This is a genomic window from Amycolatopsis sp. NPDC049691 (assembly GCF_040675005.1).
In the GTDB taxonomy this organism is placed as follows: Bacteria; Actinomycetota; Actinomycetes; order Mycobacteriales; family Pseudonocardiaceae; genus Amycolatopsis.
Map to the genome: position 1 here is coordinate 228,452 of NZ_JBFANX010000008.1, position 16,952 is coordinate 245,403.

12 protein-coding genes are annotated in these 16,952 nt (G+C 70.9%); 4 read left to right on the plus strand and 8 right to left on the minus strand.

Annotated elements, in window-relative coordinates; translation table 11 throughout:
• Positions 1-21: 21 nt before the first annotated feature.
• The 3 genes from AB0J40_RS20665 to AB0J40_RS20675 are packed head-to-tail and all read left to right on the plus strand — an operon-like array spanning position 22 to position 4,452.
• Complete coding sequence (locus AB0J40_RS20665) at positions 22-882, plus strand: SDR family NAD(P)-dependent oxidoreductase (RefSeq protein ID WP_364455327.1); 861 nt, start codon at positions 22-24, stop codon at positions 880-882.
• 52 nt (positions 883-934) lie between these two features.
• Positions 935-2,908: a hypothetical protein gene (locus AB0J40_RS20670; protein WP_364455329.1), complete on the plus strand. Its 1,974-nt coding sequence runs from the start codon at positions 935-937 to the stop codon at positions 2,906-2,908.
• A gap of 2 nt (positions 2,909-2,910) precedes the next feature.
• Complete coding sequence (locus tag AB0J40_RS20675; RefSeq protein ID WP_364455332.1) at positions 2,911-4,452, plus strand: hypothetical protein; 1,542 nt, start codon at positions 2,911-2,913, stop codon at positions 4,450-4,452.
• 3 nt (positions 4,453-4,455) lie between these two features.
• On the opposite strand, the gene AB0J40_RS20680 is transcribed toward AB0J40_RS20675, so the two are convergent.
• Complete coding sequence (locus AB0J40_RS20680) at positions 4,456-5,367, minus strand: NADP-dependent oxidoreductase (protein ID WP_364455335.1); 912 nt, start codon at positions 5,365-5,367, stop codon at positions 4,456-4,458.
• A gap of 79 nt (positions 5,368-5,446) precedes the next feature.
• Here AB0J40_RS20680 and AB0J40_RS20685 point away from each other — a divergent pair, with 79 nt between their 5' ends.
• Complete coding sequence (locus AB0J40_RS20685; protein WP_364455338.1) at positions 5,447-6,016, plus strand: helix-turn-helix domain-containing protein; 570 nt, start codon at positions 5,447-5,449, stop codon at positions 6,014-6,016.
• On the opposite strand, the gene AB0J40_RS20690 is transcribed toward AB0J40_RS20685, so the two are convergent.
• The 7 genes from AB0J40_RS20690 to AB0J40_RS20720 form a co-directional block, all read right to left on the minus strand.
• Positions 6,000-7,829: a copper-binding protein gene (locus AB0J40_RS20690; protein WP_364455341.1), complete on the minus strand. Its 1,830-nt coding sequence runs from the start codon at positions 7,827-7,829 to the stop codon at positions 6,000-6,002. The genes AB0J40_RS20685 and AB0J40_RS20690 overlap by 17 nt on opposite strands.
• Before the next feature lie 62 nt (positions 7,830-7,891).
• Complete coding sequence (locus tag AB0J40_RS20695; RefSeq protein ID WP_364455344.1) at positions 7,892-11,839, minus strand: ThuA domain-containing protein; 3,948 nt, start codon at positions 11,837-11,839, stop codon at positions 7,892-7,894.
• Positions 11,840-11,850: 11 nt separating this feature from the next.
• A complete protein-coding gene (locus AB0J40_RS20700; RefSeq protein ID WP_364455347.1) occupies positions 11,851-12,828 on the minus strand; it encodes a multicopper oxidase domain-containing protein in 978 nt (325 codons plus the stop codon).
• 19 nt (positions 12,829-12,847) lie between these two features.
• Positions 12,848-13,702: a TIM barrel protein gene (locus tag AB0J40_RS20705; protein ID WP_364455350.1), complete on the minus strand. Its 855-nt coding sequence runs from the start codon at positions 13,700-13,702 to the stop codon at positions 12,848-12,850.
• Positions 13,703-13,711: 9 nt separating this feature from the next.
• On the minus strand, positions 13,712-14,716 hold the full coding sequence (locus tag AB0J40_RS20710) for a sugar phosphate isomerase/epimerase family protein (protein ID WP_364455353.1): 1,005 nt from the start codon (positions 14,714-14,716) through the stop codon (positions 13,712-13,714).
• A complete protein-coding gene (locus tag AB0J40_RS20715) occupies positions 14,713-15,852 on the minus strand; it encodes a Gfo/Idh/MocA family oxidoreductase (RefSeq protein ID WP_364455356.1) in 1,140 nt (379 codons plus the stop codon). The genes AB0J40_RS20710 and AB0J40_RS20715 overlap by 4 nt, the downstream gene beginning before the upstream one ends.
• Positions 15,853-15,883: 31 nt before the next feature.
• Positions 15,884-16,939 carry a substrate-binding domain-containing protein gene (locus tag AB0J40_RS20720; protein WP_364455359.1) on the minus strand — a complete coding sequence of 352 codons (1,056 nt, stop codon included), beginning with the start codon at positions 16,937-16,939 and terminating at the stop codon, positions 15,884-15,886.
• Between the last annotated feature and the right edge of the window lie 13 nt (positions 16,940-16,952).

Here is a 16,952-nt window from a genome sequence, read left to right on the forward strand (position 1 = left end):
AACGACGAGCGAGGAGCCGAAATGGGCAACTGGACGACGGCCGACCTGCCGGACCAGGCCGGGCGGACGGTGGTGATCACCGGCGCCGGGCGCGGCCTGGGGCTGATCACGGCGCGGGAGCTCGCCCGCGCCGGCGCCCGGGTCGTGCTGGGCGTGCGGGACGTCGCCAAGGCCGGTGCCGCGGTCGCCGGGCTGCCCGGCACCTTCGACGTCCGGCCGCTGGACGTGGCGGACCTGGCGTCGGTGCGGCGGTTCGCGGGCTCGTGGTCCGGCCCGCTCGACGTCCTGATCAACAACGCGGGCGTAATGGACGTCCCCGCCGCGCGGACGGCCGACGGGCTCGACCGGCAGACCACCACCAACCACACCGGCCCGTTCCTGCTGACGGACCTGCTGCTCGGCCACGTCACCGACCGGGTCGTGCACGTCACCAGCCAGCTGCACCGGCGGGGCGAGCTCGACCTCGGCGACCTGGACTGGCGGATCCGCCCCTACCGCGGGATGGCCGCGTACCAGGCGTCGAAGCTGGCGGTGGTCCTGTTTTCCCTGGAACTGCAACGCCGCCTGGACGCGGCGGGCAGCCCGGTCCGCTCGGTGCTGGCCAGCCCCGGGATCGCGCGCACCGCGCTGGCCGCCCATTCGCGGTCGAACGTCGTCAACCGCCTCAAGTTCCTGACCAACTCGCCGGAGCAGGGCGCGCTGTCGGTGCTCTACGCCGCCACGGCGGACGTACCGGGCAACGCCTACGTCGGACCGGACGGACCGGGCGGCCTGCGCGGCGGCCCGGCCGTGCGCCGGGCCGGCAAGGCCGGGCTCGACGCGGCGCTGGCCCGCCGCCTCTGGGACGCGACCGCCGACCTCGTCGAAGCGGCGGCCCGGTAGGGAATTCCGCGTTTTCTCGTATCCGCGAGCGGTACCTCCTACTCTCACAGGAGTGGACGGCATCGACAGTCTCCGGCACGCCATCGAGACCATTCCCATTCCCGGCGCTCCGCCCCGCCTGTCGCGGCAGGGTGCCGCCGTCGGGCTGGCCCTGCTCGACACCTCGTTGCGGCTCAACCACGTGCGCCGGCTGACCGAGCGGCTCACCGTCGTCGAGCACGGGACCGCCCGGCGCAGCACCGAGGTCGACGTCAGCCTCAAGCTGCTCGACGAAGGCCAGCGGCAGGCGACCGCGCAGCTGCAGGACCTCATCGGCCGGGAACACGGCGAGCGCGCCGCCTCCAGACCCGCGCGGCAGCGGTCGCTGTGGGTGCCGCTCGCCCGGCTGCCGCGCCGGGACGTCTCCCCCGTGGACGTCTTCGACAGCTCCGGCCAGAAACTGCCTCGGCTGACGCAGCACGAGGCGTCCCGGCTCGTCGCCGCCGGGCTCTACCGGCTGCTGCGCGGGATCCTGGCCAGCGACGAGAACGCACAGACCGCCAAGCACGAGCTGAACACCTTCCTGTTCCAGGTGCACGAACCGCGCTGGCTGATCCAGCAGGCGCTGCTGACGCTGCTGACCGAACGGAACCACCCGGAGGAGGAGTTCACCCTGGCCCCGGCGGGCGGCACGGTCCCCGGGTACGGGCGTCAGTGCCGGGAACTGGCGCTGGACATCCTCGCGGGCTGTTCCGAGCTGCTCGTCGAATACGCGTACCTGCTCAACGTCGCGGTCCGGGACTACATGCTGGTGGTCGCCCTCGACGACTCGGTCGAGGAACACCGGCTCAGCTACGAGACCCCGCTGCACGTCGACGCTCGGCGGCCCGCCGCGCGGGAACAGTGGCGGCGGCTCGCCTCCAGCCGCCGCGGCTACGTCGTGAGCTACGAAACCACGATCCCGGCGACGCTGAAGTCCTACCACCTGGTGGCCCGCACCGCGCCGGAGGCGGAGATCTCGCGGATGTACCTGTCCACCGACGCCGACCAGCACCAGGTCGACGGCCTGGCCGAAGACCTGGTCTCGCTGGCCGAACGGCAGGACGCCGCCCCGCTGCAGGAGGCCGACGGCGCGCGGCACAAGATCCTCGAACTGCAGGCGCAGACCGTGTTGCGCCGGCTCGCCGACCTGCTGCGCCGCCGCAAGTGGGAGGCCGGCCAGTCCGGGGTCGAGCTGTCCCCGCGCAGCCTGCCCGCCTGCCACCGGCTCGCCGCCGCGGCCACGACCGGCGAGGCGGTCCGGATCGACACCGGCGAGCTGGACAACTCGCTGCGGCGGCACCCGGAGTTCACCGCCGCGAACCTGCGCGAGGCCGCGTGCGAGCTGACCGAGCGGGAGTTCGGGCAGGACCTCGTGCTGCACAGCGGGATCGCCGACAACGAGGCACGCGCGTACTGGCGCCGCTCCGGCGGGCGCGACCCGCGCGGCGACCACGTCCGGGTGCGCGCGACGCTCGTGCTCAAGGACTCCACGAAGTCCGGGCCGCTCAACGTGACCTTCTACGCGCTGGCCGTCGCGGCGGTTTCGTTCGTGCTCGGCTGGATGCTCGTGGGCAGCCCGTGGCCGTACGGCCGGCCCGCCACCGAGGCGCTCGGCCACATCGGCGACGGCCAGTCCGTCATCACGATGCTGCTGCTGTTGCCGGGTTTCCTCTACAGCCGCCTGTCGCTGCCGCCGCGCCGGACCGTGCTCGGCTACCTCGGGACGCTGCCGCAGGCGCTCGTCCAGCTGAGCATCGCGGCCGTCGCCGCGTTCGCCGCGGCCGTGGCGACGCAGAGCCGCGGCGAGGTCGTCCAGACCACGCTGACCGTCGCGGTGGCGCTGCCGGTGCTCGCCGCGCTGGTGCTGTTCGGCCAGGTGTCGTGGCGCGAGTCGGCGATCCCGTTGTCCCGCATCGGGGCGCCGCGCTGGGCGGGCACCGGCGCGTGGGACCGCCGCGAGCCGCTCGAAGCCGACGTCCGGTTCGACTCGTCCGGGGGGTGGTGAAGGTGCGCAGCCAGCGCGTCTCCGTGCGGAACGTGGCCGACCTCGCGCGGGCCGGCTTCGAAATCGCGCGACAGCCGGTGACCAAAGTGGACTTCGAGGTGCACCACGCGCTGGCCCGCCACGGCTACCTGCGCGACCTCGTGTCCGCGGACGTCGAAAACGCGGTCTTCCTCGAGACGCTGTGCTCGGCCACGAACGGGGCCGGCGTGGTGATCGGCACCCGCACCCGCAAACCCCTGGACGGCACCGAAGCCGTCGAGCACAGCGACGGCGGGCAGCCGGCGGAACGCCCGGAGCAGAACGCGGGCGGCTGGGTCTTCCACCAGACGACCTCGCCCAACCCGACGTTCATCTACGAGTCCGCGCAGACCTTCGAAGGCCTGATCGCGATCGACCCGGGCGCGCGCGAGGTGTGCGACTGGCACGGCCTGGCGGTCCGCGACCTGGTGCGGGAGATTTCGGACGCGGCGTCGGCGTTGATCGACGCGCCGCTGCTGTCGCTGCAGTGCCCGGCCCAGCTGCCGACGATCGTGAAGACCCGCAACCACGACCTGCGCACCCGCAAGGAGGTGGCACCGCCCTGTTCGTCGCTGGCGGTCCGGTTCGCGATCGCGCTGCGGGACGTGTCCGCGGCCGCGCGGTTCGAGCTGGCCGACCGGTTCCGCGAGCTGTGCGAGAAGCACGGGTACAGCTTCTGGCTGGCGGACACGCGGCCGGGCCACCGGCAGGGCAACTGGTTCGAGGTCTACCACGCCGACGGCGAGTTTTCCCCGCTGTACAAGGGAGATCTCCGGTCCCGCCAGCGGATCGGCACGTGCCTGCCGGTGACGTTCGTCGGCCCGGCGCGGATCGGCTCCACGCACGCGATCGCGTCGTTCCTGCAGCGGTACCCGCAGGTGGGGGTGGTCGGCTGCGCGGGGACGACGCTGGCGGACGTGGCGTTCGTCCACCTGCAGCTGTCGGTACAGGGCGTGGCGGCCGACCGGCTCAACCGCATCCTGACGAAGCTGCTCGGCGAGTCGTCGACCCCGGCCCGGCCGCACAAGCTGCTGCGCGAGCTGTTCAAGCGGCTCGGCCTGCCCCCGGACCCGGAGGAGGTGAGCAGGCCGTCCGCCGACCCGACGGCGGACTACCAGACGTTCGCGGGCCCGGCGCTGCCGTACCGGCCGTACCAGATGCCGGAGAGCATGGCGGTGTGGGTGTCGTGGGAGATCGCCCGCCAGCACCGGGGGTTGGCGGCGCCGCTGGAGTGCCTGTACCGGGCGCTGGCCCAGGTGGCGTCGGCGGACGAGCTGGCCACGGTCGAGTACCTGATCTGCCGCGCGACGGAGCAGTCGGTGGTCCGGGGCAAGGCGAAACTGGCGGTGCCGAAGTCGGTGTTGAAGAAGTTCACGGCGGGCGGGGTGGAACTGCCGGCGGCCAAGCTGTGCGCGTCGCTGGAGGAGGCGTGGAAGGCGCAGGTGGACCAGGCCGGGGTGGACGGGGTCGGCGAGTTGACGGTCGCGTGGCGCGAGTCGTGGCTCGGCCATTGGACGTACTCGTGACCCTCACAGGGTCAGCACCACCTTGCCGTGCACATGGCGCCCCGCCTGCAGTTCCACCGCCTCGCGCACCCGTTCGAGCGGGAACGTCGCCGCGATCGGGACGACCAGCTCCCCCGCCACGATCGCGTCCGTGATCCGCTTCAGCTCCGCCGGCCCCGCGTCGATACCCCCGGTCGCGCGGACTCCGCCCGGTGGGTTCGGGCCCGCCGCGATCGTCGAGATCCGGGAAGGCGGCACCCCCAGCGACAGCGCCGCCGAGGCCGTCTCCGTGCCGAACAAGTCCGTCGCCGCCGTCACCCCGGCAGATCGGACGCGCTCCGCCAAGCCCGGCCCGTACGCCACCGGCTCCGCGCCCAGCTCCCGCAGGAACTCGAACGTCCCCGGAGAAGCCGTTCCGAGCACCCGGGCGCCCGCCAGGCGCGCCAGCTGGACCGCGAACACGCCCACCCCACCGGCCGCGCCGCCGATCAGGACCGTGTCGCCCCGGGTCAGGCCGATCGCCGACAACGCCGCCGCCGCGGTCAGGCCCGCCACCGGCAGCGTCGCCGCCACGAGATCGGAGATCCCCTCGGGCGTCGGCCAGAGCGTCTCGGCCGGTGTCGGCACCACCGCGAAGTCCGCCGCCGCCCGCGCCATCACGCCGCCGAACACCCGCTGCCCCACCGAGAACCCCGTCGCGCCCGGGCCGACCTCGTCGACCACCCCCGCCAGGTCGTAGCCGAAGCCCGCCGGCACCGTCACCCCGAATCGCGCCGCCAGGTCCGGGTGCGTGGCGAGGCCCCAATCCATCGGGTTCACGCCGGCCGCCGCCACGCGGACGCGGATCTCGCCCGGCCCCGCGTGCGGCTCCGGCACCTCGCGCACCTCCAGGACTTCGGGACCACCGAACTTCGAGTAGCCGACCGCACGGCTCATGAGCCACCTCCACAGTGATGAGACTTGGTCCCATCACCGTACACGAGGTGACGGGACCAAGTCCCGTACACTCGGAGACATGGCCCGCTGGCAGCCCCACGCCCCGGAGCGGCTCGTCGTCGCCGCGCTCGACCTGTTCGAGGAACGCGGCTACGAGAACACCACCGTGATCGAGATCGCCGAACGCGCCGGGCTGACGAAGAGCACCTTCTTCCGGCACTTCCCGGACAAGCGCGAGGTGCTCTTCGGCGGCGACGCGATGGCCGGCCTGCTCGCCGGCGGCATCGCCGACGCCCCGGCCACCGCCACCCCGCTCGAAGCCGTCTCCCACGCCCTGGACGCTGTCGGCCAGGCAGCCTTCACCCCCGAACGCCGCGAGTTCAGCGCCCGGCGCCGGGCCGTCATCGCCGCCAACCCCGAACTGCGGGAACGCGAAGCCCTCAAGGGACTCGGGCTCACCGCGGCGATGGCCGAAGCCCTGGAACGCCGCGGTGTCCCCGACCCGGCCTCGCGCGTGGCCGCCCAGCTCGGCGCGCTCGTCATGACGCTCGCCTACGAACGCTGGTGCGACCCCGCCGAAGAAACCGATTTCGGCGAGGCCGCCCGGCAGGCCTTGCGTCAGGTGCGGGCCGCTACAGCAGCTTCCTGACGTCACCGGCCCGGGCGCCGGCGGTGGGAGCGCCGCCGATGTCCGACTCGATCGCCGCCGTCACGATGCGGTTGCGGTCACCCGACGACAGCACGCCGCCGCCGACCAGCTCCTGGGTCACGGCCTTCACGTGCTTGACGAACCGGTCGTGCGACGCGTACTCCGCGTTCGCGTCGATGACGTCGTTGATCGTGCAGCCGTTGCCGATGTCGATGTTCTCCACCTGGCTGTCGATCTCGCCGATCACCACGGTCTCGCGGGTGTCCGAGTCCGGGCAGGCATCCGGCGGCGGTGGGGCCGCGACCACCGTGAACGTCCCCGGCGCCTCCGCCGAGACGTTCCCGGCGACGTCGGTGGCCCGCGCCCGCACCGTGTGCTCGCCGAGCGCGGTCAGCACCACCGGCGCGGTGTACCGCGTCCACCCACCACTGTCCACTTCGTACTCGATCGAGGCCACGCCGGACTCCGGGTCCACGGCGGACAGCGTCACGGTCGCCTGCCCGACGAAGTCCCAGTTGCCGTCCTGGTTCCCGGTCACCTGCATCGAGACCACCGGCGCCGTCGTGTCCCCGCCGGTGACCACGGTGAACGCCACGCTCCCCTCGGCCGACGCGTTCCCGGCGACGTCCCGGGCGCGATAACCCACCGTGTGCGCCCCGGCCGAAGCGACCTGGACCGGCGCGGAGTACGCCGTCCACGCGCCACCGTCCACTTTGTACTCCACCGCGGCGACGCCGGACCCGGTGTCCGAAGCTGTCACGGTCACGACGGCCTTGCCGACGTAGTTGCCGTCCGCGTCCTGTGTCCCGGCCACCGAAGCCGACACGGCAGGCGGGGTCGTGTCGCGCTTGACCACGGTGAAGCTCGTCATGCCCTCCGGCGAGGTGTTGCCGGCGGCGTCGGTCGCCCGGAAGTGGACCATGTGCGCACCCGCCCCGGTCACCGCGACCGGCGCCGAGTACGGCGTCCACGCGCCCCCGTCGAGCTGGTACTCGACCGACCGGACCGCGGAGTCGGCGTCGGTCGCCGTCAGGGTGACCGTGGCGACGTCGAGGTAGTTGCCCGCGGAATCCCGGTCGCCGGAAAGAGAAGCCGTCACCGTCGGGGGTGTCGTGTCACCTTGGCCCTCGACGATCGTGAAGTGCGCCATCCCCTCCGGCGACGTGTTCCCGGCGACGTCGGTCGCCCGGTAGTCCAGCATGTGCATGCCCACCGCGGAAACCACCACCGGTGCCGAGTACGTGGTCCACGTGCCGCCGTCGAGCTGGTACTCGACCGAGGCCACGCCGGAGCCGGCATCGGTCGCCGAAAGCGAAACCGTGGCCGACCCGATGTAGTTGCCCGACGGGTCGCGATCGCCGGCCACGGACGCGGTCACGACGGGTGCGGTCGTGTCGCCGCCGCCGTCGGAGACGACGAACTCCCCCACCATCGCCGTGTGGCCGGGGATCGTGCAGAAGTACCGGTACTTGCCCGGGGTGAGCGTGACGACGGCTTCGTGCCGCCCGTTCTGCGGGTCGAAGGGGTTGGCCAGGATGTTGAGCGAGACGTCGTGGTTGTAGCCCGGCGTCGAGGTGTCGAACGTGAGCGTGTGCGACATCCCCGTCGTGTTGCCGGTGGCTTCGCTGTTCTCGAAGACGATGGTGGTTTCACCGGGCAGGGCGCCGGTGGGCGCGGACGCGTATTCGGTGGTGCTGTTGTTCCCGGTCCAGGTCAGTGTCTGGACCGGGAACGCCAGTGCCGCCGCCGGGACGGCCAGCCCGAGCACCGCCAGAAGAGCCGTCAGCAGCACGGCTATCGGTCGTGGGGACATCGCGGGGAACCCTTCCTCGGAGAGGGATGGGGGCCGGCCGCGCACGCCCGGCCCCCATCGCGCTACAGCTGCCGCACCCGGATGTTGCGGAACTCGATCAGGTCGTTGTCGCTGTGGTTCTGCAGCCCGATGAACCCGCTGACGAACTGCCGCAGGTCGGTCGGCGGGTCACCCGCGCGCGACGACTGCTGGCCCGGCGTGTTGTCGAACTCGTTGATCACCACGCCGTTGCGGATCATCGTGTAGTGCTGCCCGACGACCTTGATCTCGTACTCGTTCCACGTTCCCTTCGGCCGCGCGCCCGCCTGGTCGAGCGGGCGCGGGTCGAAGTTGTAGACCGACCCGGTCTTCTGCGGTTCGCCGCTGTCGCCGTCGTAGATCTGGATCTCGTGGCCGCAGTAGATCGCCACCCACGCCTGCGACGTCCGCGCCGACCCGACCGTGCCGCAGCTGCCCGGCGGCCGCTGCTCCAGCGGGGTCCGCGGATCCGGGAAGCGGACGAACACGCCGCTGTTGGCGCGGTTCGGGTCCGGTGCGATGTCCTTGAACTGCACCTTCACCGAGAAGTTGCCGAACTGCCGCTGGCTGTACCACAGCATGCCCAGCCCGCCGGCCGAGCGGATCGACCCGTCGGGTTGCAGCGTGAACTGCCCGGACGGCGCCTGCTCCCAGCCGCGCAGCGACGCGGCCGTGCCGTCGAACAGCGCCTCGTAGCCCGTCGTGCCCGGCTTCCCGATCGGCGACGCGTCGGCGGCCGCGGTCAGCTCCGCCACTTCGTCGTCGTTCAGCACCCCGAGGTCCGACAGCGTCTCGGTGGCCTGCTCGACGTGGTTGACGAACGCCGCGTGCGTGGTCCACACGCCTTCGTCGTCGATGAAGTCGTCGACCGTGCAGCCACCGCCGGCGTTGCGGTTGACCACCTTGGTGACGCTGTCGCCCAAGGTCACCACCGGGCTCGGATCGGCCACCACGCACCCGACGTTCACCGCGGTCCGGGTGGTCACCGCCTCACCGTCGGCGTAGGTCACGGTCAGCTTGGCGGTGAAGATCCCGGTGCGCGGGTAGGTGTGCCGCGGGTCGGCCTGGGTGGACACCGAGCCGTCGCCGAACTCCCAGCGGTAGGACACGCCACCGGACTTCGACCCGGTGAACGCCGCCGTCAGCGCCTTGTTCTGCACCATCGTCGACGACGCCGCCGGCGCCGGGGTCGGCGCGCCACCGGTGTAGCTGATCTTCAGCAGCTTCTGGTTGGCGTCCAGCGAGAAGAACCCGTTGCCGTAGTCCAGGACGTACAGCGCGCCGTCCGGCCCGAACTTGGCGTCCATCCAGCTCTGCACCCGGGTGTCGCCCGAGCCGCCCGGGATGATCTGCCGGAACGTCTCGGCGAACACCGGCGGCTGGTGCGTCGGCACGCCCGCCGGGTCGACGGTCACCGCGACGCGGTTCTGCGAGTTGGACTCGTCGCCGATGAACCACTTGTTGTCCCAGTACGCCGGCCACGCGACGCCGCTGTTCGTGTTGACCAGCGAGCGGTGGTACGTCGGCCCGGACATGACCGCCTGGCCGCCGCCCCGCAGGTACGGCTGGGTGTAGGTGGCGTCCGCCGCGACGTACGTCGGGATGGACGAGCCCGGCCGCTTCGGGAAGACCGGCCCGCCGCCGTCCGGCGAGTACCAGATCATGTTGTCCTTGATCGGCGGCAGGTTCACCAGGCCGGTGTTGCGCGGCGAGGTGTTGACCGGGTTGTCGCAGTCGTACCAGCCGGTCAGCTCCGCGGCGTTCGTGCTGCTGCGGTCGCGGTAGGGCTGCCGGTTGCCCATGCAGTACGGCCAGCCGTGGTTGCCGGCTTCGGTGATGATCGTCGCCGTCTCGTACTTCGCCGGGCCCAGTTCGGGGCTCGGTGAGGACGCGTCGGGACCGACCCAGCCCGCGGTCATCCAGTTGTGCACCGGGTCGATCTGCAGGCGCGAGATGTTGCGGACGCCCATCACGTAGATCTCCGGCCGGGTCTTGTCGGCCGGTCCGTTCGGGAACAGGTTCCCCTGCGGGATCGTGTAGGTGCCGTTCGCCTCCGGGTGGATGCGCAGGATCTTGCCGTCCAGGTCGTTCGTGTTGCCCGCCGTGCGGCGCGCGTCCTGGAACGAGATGCCCTTGTAGTCGAGCGTCCAGTTGTTGCCCGAGTAGCCGTTCGAGCCGCCCGAGGAGTTGTTGTCCCCGGACCCGATGTAGAGGTTGCCGTCCTTGTCGAAGGCCATGCCGCCACCGGCGTGGCAGCAGCTGTGGATCTGCACGTCCCAGGACAGCAGGTCCTTGCGGGTGGCCTGGTCGATCGTCTGCTTCGCCAGGTCGTAGGTGAAGCGGGAGACCGTGCGCTTGCCGATCCGCTTGTCGCGGTCGATCGACTCGTGCGGCATCCAGTAGGCGTAGAACCAGCCGTTCTCGGTGAACTTCGGGTCCAGCGTGATGCCGAGCAGGCCCTCTTCGTTCTTGACCAGCTCGTCACCGCTGCCCCGGTTGCCCATCACGCGCAACGTGGTGAGCAGCTTGACCTTCTTGGTGACCGGGTCCCACTGGTGGATCGTGCCGCAGCCGAGGCCGACGTTCGGGTCGTCCCAGCTGACCACCGGCCCGGTCGGGCAGGCCGCCTTGCCGATGTAGAACACCTTGCCGTCCGGGGCGATCGTCAGCCCGTGCGGCTCGCCGATCTGGTCGAGCTGCCCGGCCGCGTTCTTGCCGGTCAGCCGCTCGACCTTGTAGTTGGCGGCGATCCCGGCCTGGCAGTCGCCGCGCACCATGCCGGTCGTCCAGCGCAGGGCGCCGAGCAGGTGCTTCCGGAACTGGTCTTCGCCGTAGGACCCTTCGGTGCGGCCCATGCCGGTGTAGAAGGAGCGGCCGCCGTCGTAGTCGCGGCACCACGAGATCGGGTGGAACGGGCCGTTCGCACCGACGCCCGGGGTGTAGCCCTTCTCCTCGACCTGCGCGACGGTGTGGACGGTCCCGACCGGGTTGGTCTCCCAGTTGAGCCACCGGTCGGTGCGCGTCCAGTTCTGCGGCAGCCCGGCGGTGGCCGGGTGCTGCGCGTCGAGGACGTCGACGACCGCTTGCTGCGGCGCCGGCTCGGGCGGCGGCGGGGTCGTCGAGGTGTCCTTGAACAGCTTGAGATCGGCGAGCTGGATGAGCGGCTCACCCGAGTTCGCGGTGATGTTCAGCCGGTAGTTCGGGTACACCGTCGTGTTGGCGAAGGTGAAGGTCCGGGTCTGGAACCGTTCCTGGAACACCTCGTTGGTGCGCGTGTCCAGGTCGACCCAGGTGCTCCCGTCGGCCGAACCCTGCAGGGTCCAGTTCTTCGGGTCGCGGCCCGGGAAGTCGTTGGCCGACACCAGGGAGTAGCTGCTGACCGCGACCGGCGTGGCCATCTTGTAGGCCGCCCAGCCGGTGTTCGCGAACGTCAGCCACTTCGTGTTTTCGTTGTTGTCGGCCAGCTTTTCCTTGGTCTCGTTCGGCGGGTTCTCCGCGCTCGCGGTCACCGACGCCACCGCTTCCGGCGTCGGGCGGGCACCGACCGGGCGGGCGCCGATCAGGCCGGTGAACCACTGGGAGGAGTCCTGCGCGCGGGCGGCGTCGGAGATGCCGAGGAACCCGCCACCCGCCTTCATGTAGGCCTGCAGCGCGCCTTCCTGCTCACGGCTGAGCGTGACGCCCTGCGCGGACAGGTAGACGACCCCGCGGTACTTCGCGAGGTTGGCGGTGCTGAACACGGCGGGATCCGAGGACGCCGTCACCGTGATGCCGTTGTCCGTGCCCAGCCGCGCGATCGCGTCCGCCGCGCGCAGCACCGGGTCCTTCTGATCCGCCGCCGCGCCGTGGAAGACCAGCACGTTGACGGGCACGTTCACCGCGGCGGGCGCGGCCTGCGCCACCGGCATCGTGATCAGCGGGGCCCCGGCCGCCAGGACCGAGCCGATGGCGAGCACGAGCGCCCCGCGCCTTCCGAACCACCGTTTTCTCATAGCTCCCGTCCTCATGCGTGCGTCCGTCCATCCGGGTTCATGTCGTGCCCGGAGTGGTCATGCAGCTTGAACCGGTCGATCGCGTCCTGCGCTCCCTCGGGGAGGCTGCCGTCGGCGTTGCGGACCAGGAACAGGCCCACCATCCCGCCGTCGGAGTGGGTCTGGACGTGGCAGTGGTACATCCACGCCCCAGGGCCGACGCCTTCCCCGGCGATCACCTGGAACCCGAACGAGCTGCCGGGGTCGAGGTTCTTGTTGTCGACGATGGCAGCGTTGTCAGCGGCGCCGCTGAGCATCCCCGTGCGGGTGTCGGCCCAGCGGTGGGCGTGCAGGTGGAACGTGTGCGGCAGGCTGCCGTACCCGATGCACACCCATTCGACGCGCTCGCCGAGCCGGGCCTCGAGGATCGGCGTGTCGGGCGCCGTCTTGTGGTTGATCATCATTTCGTTGAACACGACGGTGTACTGCCTGCTCGGCAGCAGGTCGCCGCGCTTGCGCACGATCAGCCCGCCGTAGAGCCCGCGCGCCAGCCCGGCGGTGCCGTGGTCGGTGCCCATCGCGTGGTCGTGGTAGTGCCAGTAGCCGGCGTTGCCCGGCATCCAGAACCCACCGCCCGCGTCGTAGCGGGCGCGCGTCTTCCAGGTGTAGGTCCGCGTCTCGCCGGGCTTGTTGAACGACGCGTTGAGCGGGGCGCCGTCGGACCCGGTGTCGTAGTTGACGCCGTGCGGGTGGATCGACAGCCGCTGGTCGGTCCGGTTGACCAGCTCGATCTCGAGGGTGTCGCCCTCGTAGATCTCCAGCAGCGGCCCGGGGATGGTGGCCTTGCCCGGCTCGAGGCCGTAGCCGTAGAGGCCGCCGGGCAGGGCTTCGGCGTAGATCGTGATCTGGCGGGTCAGGCCCGCCGCGTAGGCCGAATCGGCCATCCCGACCGCGGGCGCGAGGACGCCCGCGGCGGTTCCGGCCAGCATCGACCGACGTGACACTCGCATGCGACTTTCCCCCGGGGTCTCAGAAACGCACGGTGCGGAGGTACTCGAACCCGACCTTCGCGGTGTTCAGCGGGTCGGCCGGCTGGTCGTGCTCGACGATGTATTCGCCGATGTTGTGGCAGGACGCGGCGAAGATGCGCGGGAAGTTGATGATGCCCGCGCCGGGGTCGACCATCTGCCCGTCCGCGGTCCGGTCCTTCACGTGGTACTGCGTGACGCGCGGGTAGTTGCGCCGGAACAGCTCGACCGGGTCCGCGCCGCCGTTCACCGCCCAGAACAGGTCGATTTCCAGGTGCACGAGCCGCTTGTCCGTCTTCGCGGTGAGCACGTCGTAGGGCACGACGCCGCCGATCGGGGCGAACTCGTGGTCGTGGTTGTGGTAGCCGAGCTTCAGCCCGGCCTTCTTGAACGCCGCCGCCGCGGTGTTCATGCGGCCCGCGAAGGCCTCCCACTCGGCGATCGTGCCGAAGTTCGCGTACGGCACGACGGCGGAGGTGTTGCCCAGGATCTTCGCGTCGGCGATCGTCTGGTTCAGGTCGCCGTCGATGCCGACGTGCGTCGAGGAGGCCTTGATGTGGTTGCGGTCGAGGATGGCGCGGAACTCGGTCGCGCTGCGGCCGTAGGTGCCGGCCAGCTCGACCTTCCGGTAGCCGATGTCGGCCAGCGCGGACAGCGTGCCTTCGGGATCGTTCTGCAGCAGCGACCGCAGGGAGTAGAGCTGGATGCTGATCCGGTCGAGCGGGACCCGGCGCCGGGCCGGGGAAGCGTCCGCGGTGCCGGGCAGCGCGATGGCCGCGGCCCCCACCGTGAGGGCCGCTGTCGCCACGTTCAGGAACGTTCGTCGGGAGTGCTGCTCTGGCCTGTCACCGCACATGGAACTCCCTCATCTCTGGTTGCTGAAAGCCGCGTCGAAAGCCGCCGACGGCTGGTCGAACAGGTGCTCGCGCAGGTACTTCACCGCCTCCGCCGCGCCCCGGAGCCGGTCCATCCCGGCGTCTTCCCACTCCACCGAGATCGGGCCGGTGTAGCCGATCGAGTTCAGCGCCCGGAAGCAGTCCTCCCACGGGACGTCGCCGTGGCCGACGGACACGAAGTCCCAGCCGCGCCGCGGGTCCGCCCAGGCCAGGTGCGACCCGAGCCGTCCGTTGCGGCCGTCGAAGCGCTTTCTCGTGTCCTTGCAGTCGACGTGGTAGATCCGGTCGGCGAAGTCGAGGATGAACCCGACCGGGTCGAGGTCCTGCCACACGAAGTGCGACGGGTCCCAGTTCAGCCCGAACGCCGGCCGGTGGTCCACGGCTTCGAGCGCGCGCTTGGTCGTCCAATAGTCGTACGCGATCTCCGACGGGTGGACTTCGTGCGCGAACCGGACGCCGACCTCGTCGAAGACGTCCAGGATCGGGTTCCAGCGCCGGGCGAAGTCCGCGTAACCGTCATCGATGTCACCGCGCGCGACCGGCGGAAACATCGCCACGTACTTCCAGATCTTCGACCCCGTGAAGCCGATGACGGTGTCCACGCCGAGCTTCGCCGCCGCCCGCGCGGTGTCGGCCATTTCGGCCGCCGCCCGCTGCCGGACGCCCTCCGGTTCGCCGTCGCCCCAGATCCGGGACGGCAGGATCGCGCGGTGCCGGGCGTCGATCGGGTCGTCGCAGACGGCCTGGCCGACGAGGTGGTTCGAGATCGCCCACACCTTGAGCCCGTGCTCGGCCAGCAGCGCCAGCCGGGCCGGCACGTAGTCCTCTTCGGACAGTGCGCGGTCGACCTCGAAGTGGTCGCCCGAGCAAGCGATTTCCAGGCCGTCGTAACCCCAGTCGGCGGCCAGCTTGCAGACCTCCGTGAACGGCAGGTCCGCCCACTGGCCGGTGAACAACGTGACGGGACGGCTCATTTCTCCTCCACCGAAGTCCAAGCCGCCTGCGCGGCCGCGCTCTTCTCGACGGCGTCCAGCACCCGCTGGACGCGCAGGCCGTCGTCGAAGCTCGGCGCGGGGTCGGTGCCCGCGCCGATGGCTTCCAGGAGGTCGGCGACCTCATGGGTGAACGTGTGCTCGTAGCCGAGCAGGTGCCCCGGCGGCCACCACGCGCCGACGTACGGGTGGTCGGGCTCGGTGACGAGGATCCGGCGAAACCCGGCTTCGGTGCCGGCGCCCTCGTACCACTGGAGTTCGTTCATGGACTCGAAGTCGAACGCCAGGCTCGCCTTCGACCCGTTGATCTCCAGCCGCATCGCGTTCTTGCGGCCCAGCGCGAACCGGGTCGCCTCGAAGGTCGCCACCGCTCCCCCGGCCAATCGGGCCAGGAACAACGCGGTGTCGTCGACCGTCACGTCGTCCGTGCCGCCGTTCTCGGCCGGCCGCTGCTTGACGAAGGTGTTCGTCAGCGCCGAGACGCCGGTGATCAGGTCACCGGTGACGAACTGGGCGGCGTCGACGATGTGCGCGCCCAGGTCGCCCAGCGCCCCCGAGCCCGCGCTTTCGCGACGCAGCCGCCAGGTCATCGGCGCTTCCGGATCCGACAGCCAGTCCTGCAGGTACACCGACCGCACGTGCCGGATCTCGCCGAGTGCCCCACTCGCGACCAGGTTCCTGGCGTGCGCGAGCGCGGGCACCCGGCGGTAGTTGAACGCGACCATGGCCCGCACCCCGCGCTCCCGAGCCCGCCGCGCCGCCTCGGCCATCGCCTCGGCCTCCGCGACCGAGTTGGCCAGCGGTTTCTCGCACAGCACGTGCTTCCCGGCCTCCAGCGCGGCGATCGCGATCTCCGCGTGGCTGTCCCCCGGCGTGCAGACGTCGACCAGGCCGACGTCGTCCCGGGCGACGAGCTTCCGCCAGTCGGTCTCGACGGCCTCCCACCCGAACTTCTCCGCGGCCGCCCTGGCCCGGGTTTCGTCGCGGCCGCCGAGCACGGCGAGCCTCGGCACCAGCGGCGGGTCGAAGAACCGGTGCACACTGCGCCAGGCGTGCGAATGCACCGCACCCATGAACGCGTGCCCGACCATGCCGATCCCGATGGTTTCCCGGCTCATGCCCCTCCTTGTGTTCTGGCGAAAAGTCCGGTCAGGAGTCGAAGCCGACGTCGAGGTACTGGTCGACGTTCTCCTTCGTCACGACCGCCGAATACGTGGTGATCTCGGCCGGGATGTCGTGCTCGGCCAGGTCGCCGATCCCCTTGCGCTGCCCGAGCAGCCGGGCCAGCGCCACCGCCGTCGAGGCCATCGACGGGCTGTAGAGCACGGTCGCCTTGATCGGCGAGGAGTCGGCCTTGATCAGGTTCATCATGTTCTTCGAGCCGGCCCCGCCGACCATGATGAACTCCTTGCGGCCCGCGGTGTCGATCGCCGCGTTGACGCCGATGCCCTGGTCGTCGTCGTGGTTCCACAGGGCGTCCAGCTTCGGCGCGCTCTGCAGCAGGTTCGCGGTCTGCTGCTCCCCCGACTCCGACGTGAACTGCGCCGACACCCGCGGGCCCACGCTGAACCCGGCGCGCCCCAGCGCGTCCTTGAAGCCCTTGCTGCGTTCCTGGGTCAGCGGCAGCGAGTCGATCCCGGCGACCTCGCCGATGATCGGGTTCGCGACGTTCTTCTTCTTGAGCTCCGTGGCGATGTAGTTGCCCGCGTTGACACCCATCCGGTAGTTGTCGCCGCCGATCCACGTTCTGTACGCCAGCGGAGTGTCGAAGACGCGGTCGAGGTTGATCACCGGAATGCCCGCGTCCATCGCCTGCTGGCCGACCGCGGTGAGCGCCTTCCCGTCGAAGGGGAGGATCACCAGCACGTCGACCTTGGCGTTGATCAGCGTCTCCACCTGGGAGATCTGCTGGTTGACGTCGTTGGTGCCCTCGGTCGCGTTGAACTTCACCTCGCTGAACTTCTGCGCCTGCGCCTTGGCGTTCTTGGTGATCGCCGCGATCCAGCCGTGGTCGGCCGCGGGCGCGGAGAAGCCGATCGTGACCGGCTTGCCGGGCTGGGCGTTGTTGCCCGCGTTGGCGACCGGCGCGTTCGACTCCGAGTTCGCGGGCGTGTTCGACGTGCAGCCCGCCAGCAGCGCGCCGGCGCCGACGGCGGCCCCGCCCAGCAGGAATCCTCGGCGGCCGAGGAAGGGTTGTTCGGCCATGGTGACCTCCATC

What these genes read in the sequence shown, in the direction of transcription:
- AB0J40_RS20665 (WP_364455327.1), top strand. Translation starts at nt 22, where the DNA reads ATGGGCAACTGGACGACGGCCGACCTGCCGGACCAGGCCGGGCGGACG.
- AB0J40_RS20680 (WP_364455335.1), bottom strand. Translation starts at nt 5,367, where the DNA reads ATGAGCCGTGCGGTCGGCTACTCGAAGTTCGGTGGTCCCGAAGTCCTG.
- AB0J40_RS20685 (WP_364455338.1), top strand. Translation starts at nt 5,447, where the DNA reads ATGGCCCGCTGGCAGCCCCACGCCCCGGAGCGGCTCGTCGTCGCCGCG.
- AB0J40_RS20690 (WP_364455341.1), bottom strand. Translation starts at nt 7,829, where the DNA reads ATGTCCCCACGACCGATAGCCGTGCTGCTGACGGCTCTTCTGGCGGTG.
- AB0J40_RS20695 (WP_364455344.1), bottom strand. Translation starts at nt 11,839, where the DNA reads ATGAGAAAACGGTGGTTCGGAAGGCGCGGGGCGCTCGTGCTCGCCATC.
- AB0J40_RS20700 (WP_364455347.1), bottom strand. Translation starts at nt 12,828, where the DNA reads ATGCGAGTGTCACGTCGGTCGATGCTGGCCGGAACCGCCGCGGGCGTC.
- AB0J40_RS20705 (WP_364455350.1), bottom strand. Translation starts at nt 13,702, where the DNA reads ATGTGCGGTGACAGGCCAGAGCAGCACTCCCGACGAACGTTCCTGAAC.
- AB0J40_RS20710 (WP_364455353.1), bottom strand. Translation starts at nt 14,716, where the DNA reads ATGAGCCGTCCCGTCACGTTGTTCACCGGCCAGTGGGCGGACCTGCCG.
- AB0J40_RS20715 (WP_364455356.1), bottom strand. Translation starts at nt 15,852, where the DNA reads ATGAGCCGGGAAACCATCGGGATCGGCATGGTCGGGCACGCGTTCATG.
- AB0J40_RS20720 (WP_364455359.1), bottom strand. Translation starts at nt 16,939, where the DNA reads ATGGCCGAACAACCCTTCCTCGGCCGCCGAGGATTCCTGCTGGGCGGG.